15 protein-coding genes are annotated in these 17,585 nt (G+C 67.7%); 5 read left to right on the forward strand and 10 right to left on the reverse strand.

Annotated elements, in window-relative coordinates; genetic code table 11:
• The first annotated feature begins 313 nt into the window (after positions 1-313).
• A complete protein-coding gene (locus ILT42_RS15505) occupies positions 314-592 on the forward strand; it encodes a hypothetical protein (protein ID WP_204216524.1) in 279 nt (92 codons plus the stop codon).
• Positions 593-647: 55 nt separating this feature from the next.
• Here ILT42_RS15505 and ILT42_RS15510 read toward each other — a convergent pair whose 3' ends face one another.
• Both ILT42_RS15510 and ILT42_RS15515 read right to left on the reverse strand, forming a co-directional pair.
• Positions 648-1,568, reverse strand: coding sequence for a hypothetical protein (locus ILT42_RS15510; protein ID WP_204216525.1), 921 nt, complete (start codon positions 1,566-1,568; stop codon positions 648-650).
• A 309-nt stretch (positions 1,569-1,877) separates the two neighbouring features.
• Complete coding sequence (locus tag ILT42_RS15515) at positions 1,878-2,636, reverse strand: hypothetical protein (protein WP_204216526.1); 759 nt, start codon at positions 2,634-2,636, stop codon at positions 1,878-1,880.
• A 21-nt stretch (positions 2,637-2,657) separates the two neighbouring features.
• Here ILT42_RS15515 and ILT42_RS23100 point away from each other — a divergent pair, with 21 nt between their 5' ends.
• From ILT42_RS23100 to ILT42_RS15530, 3 genes are read left to right on the forward strand one after another with little or no spacing between them, the layout of a single operon-like run.
• Positions 2,658-3,938 (forward strand): M10 family metallopeptidase, encoded by a 1,281-nt coding sequence (locus tag ILT42_RS23100; RefSeq protein ID WP_204216527.1) that lies wholly within the window; start codon positions 2,658-2,660, stop codon positions 3,936-3,938.
• A 36-nt stretch (positions 3,939-3,974) separates the two neighbouring features.
• Positions 3,975-4,397, forward strand: coding sequence for a hypothetical protein (locus ILT42_RS15525; protein WP_204216528.1), 423 nt, complete (start codon positions 3,975-3,977; stop codon positions 4,395-4,397).
• 50 nt (positions 4,398-4,447) lie between these two features.
• Complete coding sequence (locus ILT42_RS15530) at positions 4,448-5,518, forward strand: hypothetical protein (protein WP_204216529.1); 1,071 nt, start codon at positions 4,448-4,450, stop codon at positions 5,516-5,518.
• Between the two features lie 13 nt (positions 5,519-5,531).
• On the opposite strand, the gene ILT42_RS15535 is transcribed toward ILT42_RS15530, so the two are convergent.
• The 4 genes from ILT42_RS15535 to ILT42_RS15550 form a co-directional block, all read right to left on the reverse strand.
• Positions 5,532-5,813: a helix-turn-helix domain-containing protein gene (locus tag ILT42_RS15535; protein WP_204216530.1), complete on the reverse strand. Its 282-nt coding sequence runs from the start codon at positions 5,811-5,813 to the stop codon at positions 5,532-5,534.
• Between the two features lie 128 nt (positions 5,814-5,941).
• Positions 5,942-7,801, reverse strand: coding sequence for an ATP-binding protein (locus ILT42_RS15540; protein ID WP_204216531.1), 1,860 nt, complete (start codon positions 7,799-7,801; stop codon positions 5,942-5,944).
• A 371-nt stretch (positions 7,802-8,172) separates the two neighbouring features.
• Positions 8,173-8,769 (reverse strand): hypothetical protein, encoded by a 597-nt coding sequence (locus ILT42_RS15545; RefSeq protein WP_204216532.1) that lies wholly within the window; start codon positions 8,767-8,769, stop codon positions 8,173-8,175.
• Entirely contained in the window at positions 8,762-9,436 is a 675-nt protein-coding gene (locus ILT42_RS15550) for an SOS response-associated peptidase (RefSeq protein WP_204216533.1), read from the reverse strand. The genes ILT42_RS15545 and ILT42_RS15550 overlap by 8 nt, the downstream gene beginning before the upstream one ends.
• Before the next feature lie 283 nt (positions 9,437-9,719).
• Here ILT42_RS15550 and ILT42_RS15555 point away from each other — a divergent pair, with 283 nt between their 5' ends.
• Positions 9,720-10,847, forward strand: a complete 1,128-nt coding sequence (locus ILT42_RS15555) for an anhydro-N-acetylmuramic acid kinase (RefSeq protein WP_204216534.1) — start codon at positions 9,720-9,722, stop codon at positions 10,845-10,847.
• A 98-nt stretch (positions 10,848-10,945) separates the two neighbouring features.
• Here the strand turns inward: ILT42_RS15555 and ILT42_RS15560 are convergent, their stop codons facing one another.
• The 4 genes from ILT42_RS15560 to ILT42_RS15575 are packed head-to-tail and all read right to left on the reverse strand — an operon-like array spanning position 10,946 to position 16,661.
• Entirely contained in the window at positions 10,946-11,152 is a 207-nt protein-coding gene (locus ILT42_RS15560) for a GcrA family cell cycle regulator (RefSeq protein WP_204216535.1), read from the reverse strand.
• 29 nt (positions 11,153-11,181) lie between these two features.
• On the reverse strand, positions 11,182-14,439 hold the full coding sequence (locus ILT42_RS15565; protein ID WP_204216536.1) for an error-prone DNA polymerase: 3,258 nt from the start codon (positions 14,437-14,439) through the stop codon (positions 11,182-11,184).
• A gap of 19 nt (positions 14,440-14,458) precedes the next feature.
• Positions 14,459-15,961 carry a Y-family DNA polymerase gene (locus ILT42_RS15570; RefSeq protein WP_204216537.1) on the reverse strand — a complete coding sequence of 501 codons (1,503 nt, stop codon included), beginning with the start codon at positions 15,959-15,961 and terminating at the stop codon, positions 14,459-14,461.
• Positions 15,879-16,661 (reverse strand): ImuA family protein, encoded by a 783-nt coding sequence (locus ILT42_RS15575; RefSeq protein ID WP_204216538.1) that lies wholly within the window; start codon positions 16,659-16,661, stop codon positions 15,879-15,881. Before ILT42_RS15575 ends, ILT42_RS15570 begins: the two co-directional genes overlap by 83 nt.
• Positions 16,662-17,585: the final 924 nt, after the last annotated feature.

The raw sequence follows: 17,585 nt of genomic DNA on the forward strand, positions 1-17,585 counted from the left end.
GGGTGACCGCGCGGGGGTGTGGGGCAAATGACGGCGGGCGGGGCCGGGCTGCCAGCCCGAGCGGAGCGGAAGGGAGACGATGGGATCGGGATCCTCACCCGTTCCGCGAGGCGGCGGCCCTGACCTGCTGGAGGCGGCATTTGGAGGGAGAGGGCGGACAAGGTTCCCCTCTCCCCGAGGCTCGCGCCAGCGAGCGGACAACCCTTCAATCCTGTCGGCGGAATCGGCGCTGTTTGTCGCTTGCGACTGTTCGGTCGACGATGGGAGTGCGGGCTTTCGCATAGGGCGGGAGCGCGCATGGAGGAACCAAGTGATGGAAGAGTACCCGATCTACGTGTGGCTGGAGGGTTGGTCGAACATTAAGCCGATCAGGCAGCGTGCCGATGGCCAGGACCCGGATGCAGCGACGCGCCGGGCGGCGGGCTGGTGGAGAGGGGGAGCAGAACTGACCTGCAGGCTCGTGGACACCGCGGTAAAGTTCTGGGTCGTCTGGGCGGTGGAGGAGTGGGACTACTTCGAAGACTTCCTCGAAAACGAGGAGGCGGGGAAGAGGCTCGGAATCGAACCCCGCCTTCCGGCGATGAGCATGTGATCATCGAACCTTCCCCGGGGAGGCGCTGAACCGCCCCCCCGGGAACCCCAACCGGCTATGCGCGGCGGTCCGTTGTGACGCTCGGTCGGACCCACTGGCTCTCCTCGGTCAGCGGCGGAAGCAGCGGGCGCTCCGGCTCGTCGCCGGTTGGGACCGCTGGCAGGATCGTGCCTTGGCTCGAAGGAACGATGGGGCCGCTTGCCGCGGGCGTACACGAACCGGTCACCGTCAGTTCGCCACGTCCCTCGGAATGGAGCAGCATGCCGGAGCCGACGTCGGCCGGCAGGCTCAGGAGGGAGCCCGTCATGGAATCGAGCGTGCACTCGAACACTCCGGGAGTGCCCACCATGGTGCAGGTCGATCTGGGTTTCGGGCCGACGACGGTCACCTCGCCGCACCCGCCAGAGCCGCAGGTGACCTCAAGGGGGCCGTCCGCCAGGACCGGCGGCGCGTCCGCGAGGAGTTCCCCAGCGACGATGGCCATGCCAACGGCAAGGACACCCGTGCGGCGCTTGCCGGTGGAGCGCAGCCTCGCGTCCGCCCGCCGAATCCGCGCCTCGACGCCGATGAGCACGAGGACGAGCGCGACGAGCGGGCCCGCGAGCATGAGGAGGCGTCCGACGAATGCGCCGGCCTGCTCGGGCTCCACGAAACCGGCGAGGTAAGCGAGCACGACAATGATGGCCGCCGTCATCAACGCCGTCATGGTCCAGCCGAGGAGCGGAAAGACGCGCGCGATCACGCGCTCGAGGGACGTCCCCTTTGGGCGGGCCGGGGGTGGTTCGCGGAGGTCGTGCGCCTCCCGGAAGGTGGCGATCCACCGCTCGGCCGCTTGGCGGTCGGCCGACCGCACCGTGATGTCGATCGCGGAGCCGTCGGGCCCGGCGAGGAGCTTGGTGACGCTGCTCCTGCGGCGGCTCCCGATCCTGACGGGCGGCCATCCCTTGGCGGCAGGGAATTGAGGATCGTCATGCACGTGTAGAGCCAAACGACGACGAATGGAATGCTGGGTGCCACATGCTTGATGCCGCCCCATGCGCCGCCCGGGCTAATCGAATCGTATCCTACCGCGAGGGCTAGGACGTCGACGAGCAAGGACAGCGCCAAGCACCCCAGGTAGAAGCCCAGGATCATGATGACCACCGTGAAGGCGTCCTGTACGAGCTTTCTGAAGTCGAAGGTCGGCTCGGTGGGTTGTTCGCTGAGGCTTTGGGCCTCCTTGATCGCGGCGATCCACTTGTCGGCATCCTGCGCGGTTGCAGCTGCGACGGTGATGCGGACGCCGTCAGGGCTCATGACCGTGCGGGCGTGGCTTTCGCCGGGGAGGCCTTCGATGTGAGCGAGGATGTTCTTCATGTCTGCTCCGTTGACGATTGGAAAGGTCGAGCCGCTCCAGCACGGATGCGATCTCGACGCGTCGCTCGGCGAGCAGCTCCCGCAGCTTGTCGAGGACGTTGACCCGCGGGGTCGAAACCCCGGTTTTCCAGTCGTGGACAGTGTCCCGATGCACCGAGAGCGCTCGCGCCATCTCGGCTTGCCACCGCGAGCCCCAGAGGGCTTCGCCGGCAGCGGTTATCAGGGCCTGCACATCAGTAGCTGACAGACGGTCGTCCATCGCTTGGTTCCTGGCCTCCTGCATCGTGAACTCCGCACTTTGTAGGAGTTTCATCACGATGGGGCCGAGGTAGCGGATTGGCAACGGGCGAAGGCTCACCGCAGCGCGAAAATCGTCGCCGGGCGTACGATTGTGCGAACCGGCCGTGAACGTCTGGACAGATGACGCGCCTGGGCGCGAGACGGGGGGCTGCCCCCGCGCTCGCGCGCTCTTGGCCCCGCCGTCTCCCGTGCCCGCAAGGTGCCGCCGAACGGTTAACGAGAGGTTAAGCGATTCGGCGGCGCGCATCGCGAGTAGTTTCGGATAAGGCAGGAAGTAAAACCGAATCTTGTTACAGTTTAGAGCGAGAAAACTGCGCTTGATCGGCCGCATTTTGCTGGAACAAAGCTTGAACGAAAGGTTAAGCAGCGTTAAGATATACTCCAACATTTCGGAGGTTTCAGAACGGCTATGGTCCAGAAGTTCATCAGGGCGCTGCGCAACGAGAGGGAGGAGACGGCGGAGATCCGCCGCTACCAGAACCTGGCCGACGGCGAGGGCGCGGTCATCAGCTACAGCTTCATGAGCGCTGCCCCGGAGGGCGTGTCGGGCTTCTCGACTTACATGGCCGCCGAGCAGGCGCAGGTGCACAAGGTGTTGGCGCAGTTCCAGGCGGTGGCGAACGTCACCTTCGTGGAGGCCTCCGACACGGCGGCCGCGAACCTCCTCTTCGGCCAGCGCTACATGCCCGGCTGGCAATCCGGGGAGGCGTCAACTCCGCTGATCCGGAAGAGCGACGGCTCCCGCTCGCAAGTCGAGGTCTGGCTCGACACCGAGTACGACCTCGCCAAGGGCGACGTGCGCATCGTCGGCACCGCCCTGCACGAGATCGGCCACGCGCTCGGCCTGAAGCACTCGGGTGAGGGCGCGGTGCGGCTCCCGTCCGCCGAGGACGCCCGCGCCAATACGACCATGTCGTACAACGGCGACATGCAACTGAGGCTCGGCATCTTCGACATTGCCGCGCTCGAGGCGATCTACGGCCCCGCGCAGACCAAGCTGGGAGCGAACACCTACACCTTCGGCAAGGACAAGGTCATCGTCGACGGCGGCGGCACCGACACGCTCACCGCGGCCTCGTCGAAGACCAAGGTCGTGATCGACCTGAATGGCGGCGCGTGGAGCTACGCCAACAAGAAGGCGGGCTCACTCGTGAAGGACGGCCAGGTCTACATCGGCGAGCACACCGTCATCGAGCGCGCCACCGGGTCGAAGCACAACGACACGGTCCGCGGCAACGCGGCCGACAACCTGCTCAAGGGCGGGGCCGGCAACGACACGGTCGACGGCCGGACCGGAAACGACCGCCTCTACGGCGACGGCGGCAACGACAAGCTCTATGGCGGTTTGGGCGACGACGCTCTTTACGGCGGGGCGGGCAAGGACACGTCCCTGTCCGAGATGGGCACGCTGGAGAGCCACGACTGGATCCGCGACTTCTCGGCCAAGCAGGGCGACCGGATCGACCTGCGCAAGGTCGACTTCGACCCGGCCGCCGGCGGCCGCCAGAAGATGACGTTCCTCGGCAACGGGACCGACGACGCGCGGCTCTCGGCCTCGAAGGCGGGCCAGGCCTACTACAACACGGCGGGCGACGAGCTGCGCGTCGACGCCGACGGCGACGGAATCGCGGACTACGCGCTCGGCATCAAGGGCGTGGCCTCGATGAAGGCCTCGTACTTCCTGCTCTGACCGTTAAGTCGGTCACAATATTTGGGCTGGTGCGCCATGCCCGCGGCGCGCTACTTCTCGCCCATGTCATCGACCATCGACCTGAAATGGGTGCTCAAGCGCCCGCAAGACGAGACCGTCGCACCAGACCCGGAGGTCTGGATCGACGTGGCCCGCCTCGACGAGGCCTGGCGCGGCGGCGGGAGCTACTACGTCGCCTTCGCCGGGCAGGGCGGCTCGGAAGAGCGCGTCGCCCGGGCCGGCGAGCGCCTCACGGACGGCCTGGAGACCTACATGCCGGAGATCTGCCTCGAGGCAGACGGGACGGTCACGTTCGCGGACGGACGCCACCGCTTCGCCTGGTGCCGCGACCACGGCGTTTCCGTCATGCCCGTCGCCGTGTGCCGCGAATGCGAGGACGAGGTGCGCCGGCGGTTCGGGACGGACAGCCGCGCGTCCCAGGTCGAGATCCCCAGCTAAGCGTGCCTGCGGGCGGTGCGGGTACGGCAAAGCCTCGCTATATTGCCTGCATGATGACGGAATCGAACGATCAGACCACAGGCGACGCACCACCGTCGTCGCTGCCGGAGAACCTCGCCGTGAGCGTTGAGGGCTTCCCCAACGAGGAAGCCGCCTTGGCAATGGGCCGCGGCATGCTCACAGCGGTCCGCATACTCGGCCGCTACATCGATGTGGGCACCCTTGCCGGGATCACCGTCGCGGTCCACTACGACGCCGCCCTGCGCGACCTGGATCGCGGAATCGAAGGCCTGCCGCCAGAAGAGAGGACGAATGACGAGGAGCTGGTCGGTGTCGGCAAGGCCGTCTTGGTCAAGCGCGGCGGCGAGGTGAAGACCTACCTCGTGTTCGAGGCGGGTCCCGTGTGCTGTCTCGCGCAAGAGAAGCCCGACGAGAGCGATCTCGGGCTCGCCATAGCGTTGATCGCGCACGAATGCGCGCACGTCGAGGAGCACGCGCTGCGGGAGCGTCAGTTTCCCGGGACGCTCCTGAACAAGATCGAAGGGGCCGTGCCAGCGCTGCTCCAGCAGTTCTCCGAGTCGTTCTGGTGCGAGTACGCAACCTGCCGCGCCGCTGCGCCGTTCGGCAGCGACCAGGGCGGACGCTACAGGGAGACGTTGTCGGGACGGCTGGAGCGGGCCCGCGAAAAAGCGCGCGACGCGATCAAGGCCTACAGGTCCCATCACGATCAACGCCGGGTATTCCAGGAGGTCGGCCACGCTGTCCTGGAGCCGCTGCGCATGGCCTCCTACCTGTTCGGCCACCTCGACGGGCTGGCGGAAGGCGAGCTACCGGACGTAGCCGCGGAGCTGCCGACGGACGACGAGGTGTTTGTCAGGGGCATCACGAGGCTCGTCACTCAGCTTCGCGGCCTGTGGGACAGGCGCGACCGCTGGGAAATCCACGAGGACATGTGGATCCTCGGCGAGACGGCCTTCGACGTGGTCCGGGAATGCGGCGTCGGCGTGCGGCCGAGAGAAGATGGCGGAGCCCACATCGACGTGCCCTACACACATGACACGCTCGCGGGTGGTCCCAATTTAGCGGAGCTCTTCGCGATGGCGCTGCGCGGGCGGTCCTGACCGCCGGTCCTGGCTAGCCGCGCCTGCCGAGCGTCTCCTCGACGATGCGCGGGTTGCGGTCGAGCAGCGCCAGGAGCACGCGGGCGGGCCCCTGCGGCTTGCGGTGGCCCTGCTCCCAGTTGCGCAAGGTGGCGACCGGGACGCCGACGCGCTTGGCGAAGGCGGGCTGCGACAGGCCGGTCCGCGCGCGGATCGAAGCCACGTCGACGACGGTCGGAAGCGGCGGCATCTCCTCCGGCGGCGTCGCCAGGATGCCGCCGATAGCGCTCATGATCTCGTCGTAGTCGTCCGCCATGTCATCTCCCCGGAGCGGCACACTACGCCAGCGACGGAGTCCGTCAACGACGCAGTGCGTCAGCGACGTACCCGGCCAATAGTCTCCGTGGTTTGGCCGAAGCTACCTGCTCAAGTTCGTGAACGTCATTATTCGCTGGCGCGTAACCGGATCTCGTCAAACCAGCCCTTTATTTCACCATATGGGTCACGCTGTAACAGGTGCGCCATCGTCATTTGGCCTGCGGCTGCCTCGTTCAGCCTGATTTTCGCCTTGCTCTCCTTCTGGTCGCGCTTCTTATCCGGCAACTCAATCCAGCGCTTAGGCGGATTGTTCGCCATGTAGATCGCCTCCGCCGTCATGGACGGCACGTCACAATCGTCAGTGAAACTGAGCGCAATGTTGAGAGCAGCATTAATCGCTTCGGCATGGAGGTAGTTCTCCATCTCCCGCTTCCGCGTCAGCGCAGCCCAAACCTTCGGCGCGCGCTGGTTCAGGGTGTCGACCGCGACCTTGTACTTAGGAGCGGCAGCGTCATCGCGGTCATAAATGTGGACCTCAGCGCATCCAAGGCGCTCGAGATAGCGGCGCTCGACCCAGTGCTTGAGATTGCCGCCGCCGACGATCACGACGGCGACGCGCGGGTCGGTTTCGATGCAGATGACGTTCGGATCCACGCTACGCAGCAGGCGGCACATGTGCTGGAGGAACTTGACGTCGTGCGGTCCCTCGACGAACAGCAGGACCTTGGTGTGGGGCCTCGGGTCCGGCGTCACGCCCAGAGCCGTGGCCACCCGATCGAGGACGCCTTCTCCGGTCTCGACTTGCGGATGGTTATCGTCCCTCCTGTTGACGAAGCGAATGCTGTCCTGCGGCAGGAGTGAGGCTAGCCCGGGGGCATGCGTCGTCAGCAGGACTTGAGTGCCGTCGACTTGGCTCAGTTCCATGAGAGCCTTGACCAGGATCGCCTGCTTGTCCGGATGCAAGGAGGCCTCGGGCTCCTCGATCGCGTAGATGATGCCGGGATTGCCCGACTGCAGTCGCTTCCGCTCGGCCTCTGCGCGGAAGAAGTTCAGCAGGATCATCCGGCGGACGCCGCTGCCGCGCTTGTTGATCGGAATGTCCCCGTCGCCGGTCAGGGACAGCTTGAAGCCGTCGAACTTCGGCTCCGCCTTGAAGGTCGGGTGGAGCTCGTTGGCCAGGGTGGGGTCCATCTCCCGCAGCTTCTCCAGCGTGCGGGTTGCCACTTCGATCGTCCTGGCCCTTACCGTCTCCCTGATGTCCGCCAGCTGAGCTTCCACCGACTTCATCGCTTCCTGGACTGCGATCTTCATCGGATCAGCAACCTCCGGGTCGTCGTCCTTGCTCGGACGGTCAGCCCTGAACAAGGCGAAGGCAGGCAACTCCTTCTGGATCTCGTCCCAAACCTTCTTGCCGTCTTCAGCCTGGAGAGGCACGGCGGTCATGGCCAGGTCCAACGCACCGACACTTTCCCGGATGGCGCGCCGGAGCGCCACGTTCGAGCGTGCGTCCACACCCAGCGCCTTGAGGTCAATCCCGAGTTCCTTCACACGATCTTTGAGACCCGCGTTCTTGAGCTGCAAAAGATCGGCCGCCTTCGGAGCGGTTGGATGGAGGGCATGGGCAAAGACAGAGCATTTCGGCGTCTTGCCACCGCAATCCCATTGCTTGAGGATCTCCAGCTGCCCGTCGCCGTTCAGAAGGTGCTCTGCCGCGAAGGTGGTTTCGGCCTGGGCATCGATGACCAGGGTCGCCCGAAATCCCTCGAAAACACAGGAGACGCTGCAGGGCTCTCCGGAGCGCGAAACGTTGACGTCCTGCGCGTCGATCTTCACCGCATCGCATTCGAAGAAGATCCCGAGCGCCTCCATGATCGTGCTTTTGCCGACGTCATTGCAGCCGATGATCGAAGTGAGATCGCCAATGGCGATCTCCGTCCGCTCCCGGTAGCCGCGGAAATTCTCGATGATCACTTTCGTCAGACGCATGTCGCCCCGGCTTTATTGCTTCATTGCAGGCCGCAAGCGTCGGTGCCCTCTCTGCGGAGAGCTGCATCAGTAACGGTCGCAAGCTGAGCCATTCCGCGGCAGGCTGTCGGGATTTGCCGTGGATTGCAACGTCCAAGCTTGCTTGTGCACAGCTTGAGGGGTGAAAGCAACACGCCTGACCGAACGCGGGAACGCTTTGAGCTACGGCTCCTCCTGGTGGCGGAGGGTGTAGGGCCGCGCCGCGTAACGGGGGCTTCTCGAGGTGACCTGCAGAGACCTGGAGAGCCCCAAGGCTTGGCGGGCTCTCCAGGGGTGTTTGGTCGGCGTGCGCATATATTTGGGAATCGCGCCCGAGAAGCATCTGGCGGCGGTCAGGCGCACGGTTGCAGCCGCGCGGACAGGAGCCGCCGCATCCTGACGGTCCGGTCCGGCAGGTTGATCCAGTCCTTTACCTCGAAGTCCGCGATCCGCAGCGTCGGCGCGAAGCCGTAGTCCGGCGCGAGGATGTCCGTCAGGGCGTCCCGGAACGCTCGTTGACGGTGCCGGCCTCCCTCGCCGGGAAACAACGGCGGCATCGGCCGGCCGAATCCGCCGCCCTCGAGTTTCGCCTTGGCGTCCGACCGCGCGATCCAGAGGTCGGCGTCGAAGGCGAGCGGCACGTCGTCCTTGTAGCGCCTCAACGTCGCCGCCCGGTAGGCGTTGAAATGCTGCTTCTCGTCGACCTCGAGGATGCGCGGTGGCGAGCCCGGCACGAGCAAGACGGCGTCGACCGTCCTGCGCTCGACCTTGCGCATCCCGTCGGGAAGCTCGAGCCCCGTCAGCTCCGAATAGATCGAGCGGACGAGGGGCCAGCGGTCGCCGCACTCGGCCCGGCCGGGACGCACGAGCCAGTCCGGCGTGGATGCTGTGGAGGCCCCGAGGATGTCGGCGACCAGACCGACGACGGCGTATTCGATCTCCTTAGGCATGCGATCCCGCGGCGACCTGGCCGTCCTCGGGTTGGTCGGACTTCGCGCCCTCGGCGACGATTTGGAGGGCATCGTCGGGTAGCGGTCGCTGCAGCTTGAGGGCCTCCTCGGCCGGCGCGGTGAGCCAGATCTCGTACTCCTCAGGCGTCGTCAGGATCACCGGCATGGCCTTCGGGTGGACCGGCCCGACGACGCCGTTAGGCTCGCAGGTGAGGAAGGAATAGAGCAGGTGCTCGCCCTCCACCGGCTCGGCCTTCGTGCCCCGCACGCCCGTCCACGGCCGCCAGATTCCCGCGAAAGCCGCCAGCGGTCGGTCCTTGTTCAGGGCGAACCACACCGGTGTCTTGCGCGGCTTGGTGTCCCGGTATTCGCTGAAACTGGTCAACGGAATCAGGGCCCGGTACTGCGGCTTGAGCCAGGCGCGCCAGAACGGCGAGGCGACGTTGCGCACGTTGGTGACCGGCTGGGTGCCGACCTTCGGCGGCGGCGGGAAGCCCCAGCGCATCCGGATCAGCTCGCGCTCGCCGTCGACCGTGCTCACCACCGGAGCCATCTGGTCCGGGAAGATCGCGGGCAGGGGCGGCACGTTGCCGGCGCTGTCGCGGGCGACCTCGAAGGCCCGGCGCATGGCCTCCTGGGTGGTGTAGCTCGAATACAGATTGCACACGGGTGGGATCCTCCTGCGGGGCATGGCACCTTATGCGGTTGCAGCCGTTCCCAAATCATGAAGTGTCGGGCATGGCTCGGACATGGCCGACAAGAGGATGACAGCGTTCTCCGAATTCACAGGCCAGCCTGTCGACATGGGGTCCGAGGTAACTCCGGACGGGACAGCGCCTGCTTAGGCGTTGTGATGGCCTCACCTGATGATAGGATCCTTTTCGTCGCACGAGCTATGAATGGTCCCTAGTGGGGTGGGCTCACTGCATCCGAAATTGGAGATTGCCGCCATGACGCCAGCCTGGGCCGTCGGACTGATGACTGGAACTGTCCTCGACGGCAACATCGACATTGCGTTGATCAAAACCGATGGCGAGACGATCCAGGAATTCGGGCCTTGGACCCTCGCGCCCTATCCGCCCGAGCTCCGCCCGCTGCTCCGAGAGGCTATGGCCGAGGCCCGCGACTGGAACTTTGAGGGGCCTGAGCCTGCAATATTCGCACGGGCAGAGGATGCCCTCACCCGGGCGCAGTCAGCGGCCGTCACGGCCTTTCTCCAGGAGAACGGCATCAAGCCATCGGACATCGCTGTCGTGGGCTTTCATGGCCAGACCATGCTCCACCGCGCGCCCGATGTGGAGCGTCGCGGACAGACGCGGCAGCTCGGGAACGGGGCTTTGATGGCCAGCCTCATCGGTACGAACGTAGCCTATGACTTTCGCACGGCGGATATGATGGCGGGCGGACAGGGAGCCCCGCTTGCGGCGAGCTACCACGTCGCGCTCCTGCGCAGCATCGACGCCAAGCCGAACGCAGCCGTCCTCAACCTCGGTGGCGTGAGCAACGTGACGTGGTGGAGCGGTGACACCATGGTCGCGTTCGACACGGGGCCGGCCAATGCTCCCCTCAACGACTGGATCGGTCGACATGGTCTTGGCGACATGGACCGCGACGGTGCCGTCGCCGCCCGGGGCGTCGTTGATGAGGCTCGTCTCTCTCGGCTTCTGGAACATCCCTACCTGACGGCCGCCTACCCAAAGTCGCTCGACCGCAACGACTTCACCGCGGCCATGGCCGATGGGCTGAGCCTGGAGGATGGTGCCGCGACATTGACCGCGTTCACGGCCGGCGCGGTAGGCAAAGCGCTCGATCTGCTGCCGCGACGGCCGGCACGTCTCATCCTCTGCGGCGGCGGACGGAGGAACCCGAGCCTGGTCGACGCCATTCGCCATCGCGCGAGGATTGAGACGGTCATGGCCGAAGATGTGGGCTGGCGCGGGGATGCCGTCGAGGCGGAATGCTTTGCCTTTCTGGCCGTCCGGGCGCTTCGAGGCCTACCGATCAGCTTCCCGCTCACGACGGGTGTCGCGCAGCCCATCACGGGTGGGCGCATCGCCATGTTCGATGAGGCCGCATAGGCGACGAGTTCCTTCAGCGCCAATTCCGAAAGGTACAGCGCATAAACTGTCACTTGCGCGTTTCAGCCCGGAATCAGGGGCTGTCCGGAGCGCCTTGCCTACGACGCAATGGCCTCCCGGCGCAGCCTCACGGGCTGCGCTGGGAAATACACGAGCCGCCGGTGCCAATCGCACCAGCTCGATCCTTCGAGCGTCGGGGCTCCGCAGCAGACGGCGCTGCGCGGATCGTCCGAGACGATGAAGCGGCACTGCCGCGTTCCGATTTTGAGCAGTTTCGTGCGTTGTCTTGGGTCAGGCTCTTGCATGACGGGCACCTATGGCACGGCGGGGCGGATCAACGGAAGTCTCGTGTCGCGATGCGGATGGCGGGCACTTCGACCCGCTGCTCCTGCACCTCGGCGGGCATCACGTCGACGGCCTCCTTCTGTCCCTCGCGCAGGCGGTCGCGCGTGCCGGTCTTGGCCTCGTCGCCGCGACCGTGGCGCATGCTGAAGGGGTCGTCCCGGTCGCCGACGCTGCGCAAAAGGTCCGACAGGTCGACGAGGTGATCGGCGATGAGATGGGTCACGCCGCCCTCACGCTGGTAGCGGCCGCGGATCGCCATCATGCCGGACGAGAGGATGAGACGGCGCTGCTTCTCGTAGAGCGAGGGCCACACGATGACGTTGGCCACGTCGGTCTCGTCCTCGATCGTCATGAACATCACGCCCTTCGCCGAGCCCGGCTTCTGGCGCACGAGCACTAGGCCGGCGACCGTCACGCGCTGGCCGTCGCGGGCGCGGTGCAGGTCGGCGCAACTTCGGATCCGGCGCTCGCGTAGCTCGGCGCGCAGGAAGGCGAGGGGGTGCTGCCGGAGCGTCAGCCCCTTCGAGCGGTAGTCCTCGACGACCTCCCGCCCCTCCGTCATGGGCGTCAGCGCGACGGCGCGCTCCTGGATCTCGGAACGGATCACGCGGTCGCGCTCGTCGGCCGCCGCGAACAACGGCATCACCTCGTCCGCAAGGCCCCGGATGATCCAGAGCGCGTCGCGCCGCGTGACGCCGAGCGACCCGAAGGCGTCGCCGTCGGCCAAGCGCTCGAGGGCCGTCGCCGGTATGCCGGCGCGCCGCCAGAGGTCCTCGATCGACATGTAGGGCTCGTCGCCCCGCGCGATCGGGATCATGCCACCGTCGGCGTTGGCGAGGCCCCGCACCAGGCGCAGGCCGAGGCGCACGGCGAAGCGGTGGCGGTTGCGCGTCGGCTCCAGGGTGCAGTCCCAACGGGAGTTGTTCACGTCGACGGGACGGATCTCGACCCCGTGCGCCTTGGCATCCCGCACGAGCTGCGCCGGGGCGTAGAAGCCCATCGGCTGCGCGTTAAGAATGGCGCAGCAGAACACGTCGGGATGGTGGCGCTTCATCCACGACGAGGCGTAGGCGATCTTGGCGAAGGACGCCGCATGGCTCTCCGGAAAGCCGTAGGAGCCGAAGCCCTCGAGCTGCTTGAAGGTCCGCTCGGCAAACTCCGCGTCGTACCCGCGGGCGGTCATGCCCTGCACGAGCTTGTCGCGGAATTTGGTGACACCGGCCGTGAGCTTGAACGTCGCCATGGCGCGCCGGAGCTGGTCGGCCTCCGACGGCGTGAAGCCGGCGCACTCGATGGCGACGCGCATGGCCTGCTCCTGGAAGAGCGGCACGCCAAGCGTCTTCTCGAGCACGCGCTGCAGCTCCGGCCGGGGATACTCCGGCTTCTCGCGTCCCTCGCGGCGGCGCAGATACGGGTGCACCATGTCGCCCTGGATCGGGCCGGGCCGGACGATCGCGACCTGGATGACGATGTCGTAGAAGTTCTCCGGCCGAATCCTCGGCAACATCGCCATCTGCGCCCGGCTCTCGATCTGGAAAGTGCCGATTGTGTCAGCCTTCTGGATCATCGCGTAGGTCTTCTCGTCGTCGAGCGGAATCGTCGCGAGGTCGCGGTCCTCGCCCTTGTGCTCGCGCAGGAGATCGAAGGCGCGGCGCATGCAGCCGAGCATGCCGAGGCCCAGCACGTCGACCTTCATGAACTTCAGCGTGTCGATGTCGTTCTTGTCCCACTCGATGACCTGGCGGTTCTCCATCGCCGCCGGCTCGATCGGCACGAGGTCGTCGAGGCGCTCCTGGGTGAGCACGAAGCCGCCCGGGTGCTGCGAGAGGTGGCGCGGCGCGCCGATCAGCTCGGATGCGAGCTCCAGCGTCATCCGCAGGCGCGGGTCGTCGATGTTGAGGTTGAGTTCCTTGGCCTCGGCCTCGGTCACGCCGCCGTTGCCCCAGCCCCAGACGAGGCCGGACAAGCCCGCCGTCACGTCCTCCGGCACGCCGAGCACCTTGCCGACCTCGCGCACGGCTCCGCGGGCTCGGTAGCAGCTGACGACAGCCGTCAGCGCGGCGCGGTGGCGGCCGTAGGTGTCGTAGATCCACTGGATCACCTCCTCGCGCCGCTCGTGCTCGAAGTCGACGTCGATGTCCGGCGGCTCGCGCCGCTCCTGACTGACGAAGCGCTCGAACAGGAGGTCGTGCTCGGTCGGGTTGATCGACGTGACGCCGAGCACGTAGCAGACGGCTGAGTTCGCCGCCGAGCCGCGCCCCTGGCAGAGGATGCCGCGCGACTTGGCGAACGCGACGATGGCATGCACCGTGAGGAAGTAGGGCGCGTAGCCGAGCTCCTCGATCAGGTGGAGCTCGTGCCGGCAAGTGGCCGCGACGACGTCGGGCACGCCGTCCGGGTAGCGCTTGGCCGCGCCTTCCCACGTCAGCCGCTCGAGCTTCTCCTGCGCCGTCTCGCCCGGCTCCGTCTCGGACGGGTACTGGTAGCGCAGCTCGTCGAGGCTGAAGCGGCAGCGGCCGAGGACTTCCCGAATCCGCCGGAAGGCTTCGGGATGGCATTCGAACAGCCGCTGCATCTCGACCGGATCTTTCAGATACCGGTCGGCATGACGATCGAGCCGGAATCCGGCTTTGTCGATCGTGCAGCGCTGGCGGATGCACGAGACGACGTCCTGCAGGCGGCGGCGCGACGGGTGGTGGTAGAGCACGTCCCCCATGGCGACTGTCGGCACCTTCGCCACCTGGGCCGCCTGCTCGACGTAAAAGAGCCGCAGGTGCTCGTTGGGCGCGAAGCGGCGGATCAGCGCCATATAGGCGCGGTCGCCGAAGGTGGCCTTCAGGCGCGCCAGATTGCGCGTGAGATCGTCATCCGCCTCGTCGCCGAGGAGGATCGCGATGAGGCCCTCGCTCCACGCCACGACGTCGTCCCAGGCGAGGAGGCACTTGCCCTTGCCGCCGCGTGACTTGCCGACGCTGAGCAGCCGGCACAGGCGCGAGTAGGCCGCGCGGTCGGTTGGGTAGGCGAGGAGCGACGTGCCGTCGACGAGATCGAGGCGGCAGCCGACGATGAGGCGCACGCCGGTTTCCCTCGACGCCTCGTAGGCGCGCACGATGCCGGCGAGCGAGTTGCGGTCGACGATGCCGAGCGCTTCGATGCCGAGGAGCTTCGCCTGCTCGAACAGCTCGCCCGGGCTCGATGCGCCGCGCAGGAAGGAGAAGTGGGTGGTGACCTGGAGCTCAGCGTACATCAGGCGAAAAGGCTTTCGGTCATGCGAAGAAGCCGTGCAGCCACCAGCGCCCGCCCTCGGCGGCCGGCGCGTCACGGAAGACCCAGAAGCGGCCGCCTTTGTCGGTCTCGAGGCGGTAGTAGTCCCGCGACGGCCCGTCCGTGTCGCCCGCCCACCATTCGGGGGCGATGCGCTCCGGCCCGTCCGCGTGCGTGACCTTGTGCCGGACCTTGCGCCACACGATGAGCGCCGGCGGGTGGTCGGGCAGGAGCGCCGTCGCAACCACGGGCTCTGGCGGATCGAGAAGCCGCGTCGGCCGGGGCAGGTTCTCCGGCCAGGTGGCGTCCGTCACCGGTGCGAGAGCGGGCACCTTCCGCGCCATGCGCTCCGGCACGAGCGTTTGCACCGGCTCGAGCCGGTACACGCGATGCGCCCCGACCTTCGCGCCGAGCCGGTCGACGAGGCGGCTCATGTCCACATCCGGTGCGGACACGCCGGCGATGCCGCGCGCTTCCGTCTGCGTTTCCGAGAGCGGCTCCGTCTTGCTGGCGACGAGCACCATCTCCTCGATGCCGAATCCCGGATCGACAGTCTCGAGCCGCTCGTCGAATAGCTTCGCCAGGTGCGGTGCGTCCCGCGTGGCCTTCGCGGTGCCGATCCGCAGGTGCGCGCCTTTCTGGTCGACGCGGCGCAGGATCAGGTCGAGCCGGCGCACGCCCTGGCCGCGTTTCACGAGCTGCTTGCAGAGGTCCTCTGCGAGGCGGTGCACCACGTTCTTGATCGCTTTGAGCCTGCCGATCGGCTCCGCGAAGGCGACCGTCGAAAGAGGCGTCTCCTCTGGGATCAGGGGGTTGAGCGGCTCGAAGGCATGGCCCATGGCCTGGTCGAGCCGCAGCGCCACGTCCTTGCCGAAGCGGCGCACCATCGGCGCGCGCGGCATCGCGGCGAGCTGCCCGACGCGCTCCACTCCGAGCTTCTGCATGACTGCGACGATGGAGGGGGAGATGCGAAGCGCCGCGACGGGCAGGACCGCGACCGCCTCGACGGACCGTCCGACCGGGATGATCCCGCCGCCGCGGAATCGCGCGACGGCCCACGCCGCGCCGGGCGCGTCGGCGACCGCGGCCCGTGCAGTGACGCCTTGCTCGTTCAGGCGGCCGAGCAGGTGCTCGAGGAGCGCCTCCTCGCTGCCGTGGAGGTGCGCGCAGCCGGCGATGTCGATCCAGACCCCGTCGGGCGGATCGGGCGCGACCACGGGCGAGTAGCCGATTGCCCAGCGCGCCAGCTCGCGCAGCGCCGCGGCATCCTCCTCCGGCGTGGCGTCCCAGACATGCAGCTTCGGAACCATCGCCTGTGCCTGGGCGACGGCCATCCCCGCGTGAAGGCCGAGCCGCTGCGCGGCCGGGCAGGCAGCCGCGATTGTGCGGCGCGAGCCGACGGCCGACACGGTCACGAGCGCCTCATCGCGTGACGGCTCGCCGAAGCGCCGCCGAATCCGGTCGACGGGCCAGTGAGGCAGGTACAGCGAGACGACCCGTCTCATCGCAGGCCTCCAGGATCCAGGAACAGGGCGCGCCGCCGCGGCAGCGCATGAGGTCGACCTGCCACTGGACACGTCCGAGGCCCGGGGCAGGGGCGGGCTCGGACGCGGCCGGCGCGATGCGCCATCGGGTGACCGCCGCCGAGGGCAGGGCGGTGACGTCCTTCTCCGCGACCGTCCACCAGCGGCGCAGGAGCAGGGCGGTGACGCCAGAGGCCTCAGCGGCAAGTTGGAGCCGGCGCGACGCGAGCAGGCTCAGCCGCGTGACCTCGCCGACGACGGCCGCGAGGCCGCGCTCGCGCAGGCCCTCCTCGACGAGCGGGAGCACGTCGCGGTCGCGGCCGCCCTCAACGTAGATGACGCGCCCTGGCGCGAGGCCCGCCAGGGCGAGGCCGGGGGCGAAGAGGTCGCGCCGGGTGAGGCACCACAGGACGGGGCCCTTGAGGCGCGCGGCGATGCCGGCGGCGAAGAGGGTCGCGGAGCCGGCGAACTCGGCGGCCGGTCCCGCCTCGACGACCTCGTGCAGCGCCCCGCGCGCCAGGCCGCCGCCCGGCAGGTGGCGGTCGACGGCGGCGATGCCGAAGGGTAGCGGAGGGCGTACCTGCGCGCTGCCCTCGAGGCGCTCGATCTGCCGGCGCAGCTCCGCAACGGCCGGGGAAGCGGCGGGCGGAGAGGAGGCGGATCGGAGCAGGTGGCGCGTCATCGGGTCCCGGTGTGACATAGTGAACAAAGCAAGAACACGAGCAACGCACCTCGGTCAACGCGAGTTGCCGCTGCGCGGCTGTGGATATCGGGGAGGGGTAGCGGAATCCGTGCCCACCGGCTGGTATCCCGGGCCAGCCGGTGGGCACGGCACGTGCTGGCACGACCTGCGAAGTTCGCGCCTCAAAATCTTCTCGCCGTCGGCCTCTCAGCCGGCCACTGCGGGCCGTCTTACGAGCCTCCGTCTGCGGCCGGATCCGCCGCTCCGCCGCGGGCAAATGCCCGCGCTTTGGGCGGTCCGGGATCCGACTGCGTGTGGCCGTTCCGCCTCCGGCGAGTGGCTGCCTGAAGCCGGCTGTCTGTCGCCGGCTGTCTGTAGCAGCCATGACGGTGGTCGAGGGAAGGGCTGTGGCGCGTCCTGGAGCGGGCGCAGCGGTGCCAGGCGCGCCGAATCCGCCGGCGGCGAGGGGCTCTGGTCGACCGCTTCGCACCGCCAGCCTTGCGCCCGCGAGGCGCAGTCCTTCGTGTTGCGTTCGCCTTTGGCCGTTCGGCCTCCGGCGACAGCTGCGCATGCCACCATGACGGACTGGGAAAACAGGGCTTCGCGCATTCCAACGTAGCGACCGGTGTCGTCCGTGAGCCGGTGAGAGCGGAGCCCATTCCGTCGACGGAGACCTGGGCCGCTCGGAGGGTCTCCAGGACCGCGTGGAGACCGGCAAGGCATAGCCCGGAGGCCATGGCCCGTTCATCGCTGTCATGCCCTGCGTTACGGAGGGGAGCGCCAGGCCAAAGGCCGGACGGCGCTCCGGTGGACCGGAGCCGGACGTGCCGACGCGCGGTGCACGGTCGTCTGAGCCGGTCCGCCAGGAGCCGGCGAGATTGGGCGGCAGCCCGCCTCAGTCGTCATGCCCTGCGTCACGAAGGG

Origin of the sequence: Microvirga pudoricolor (assembly GCF_016892705.1) — a bacterium.
GTDB lineage: Bacteria > Pseudomonadota > Alphaproteobacteria > Rhizobiales > Beijerinckiaceae > Microvirga > Microvirga pudoricolor.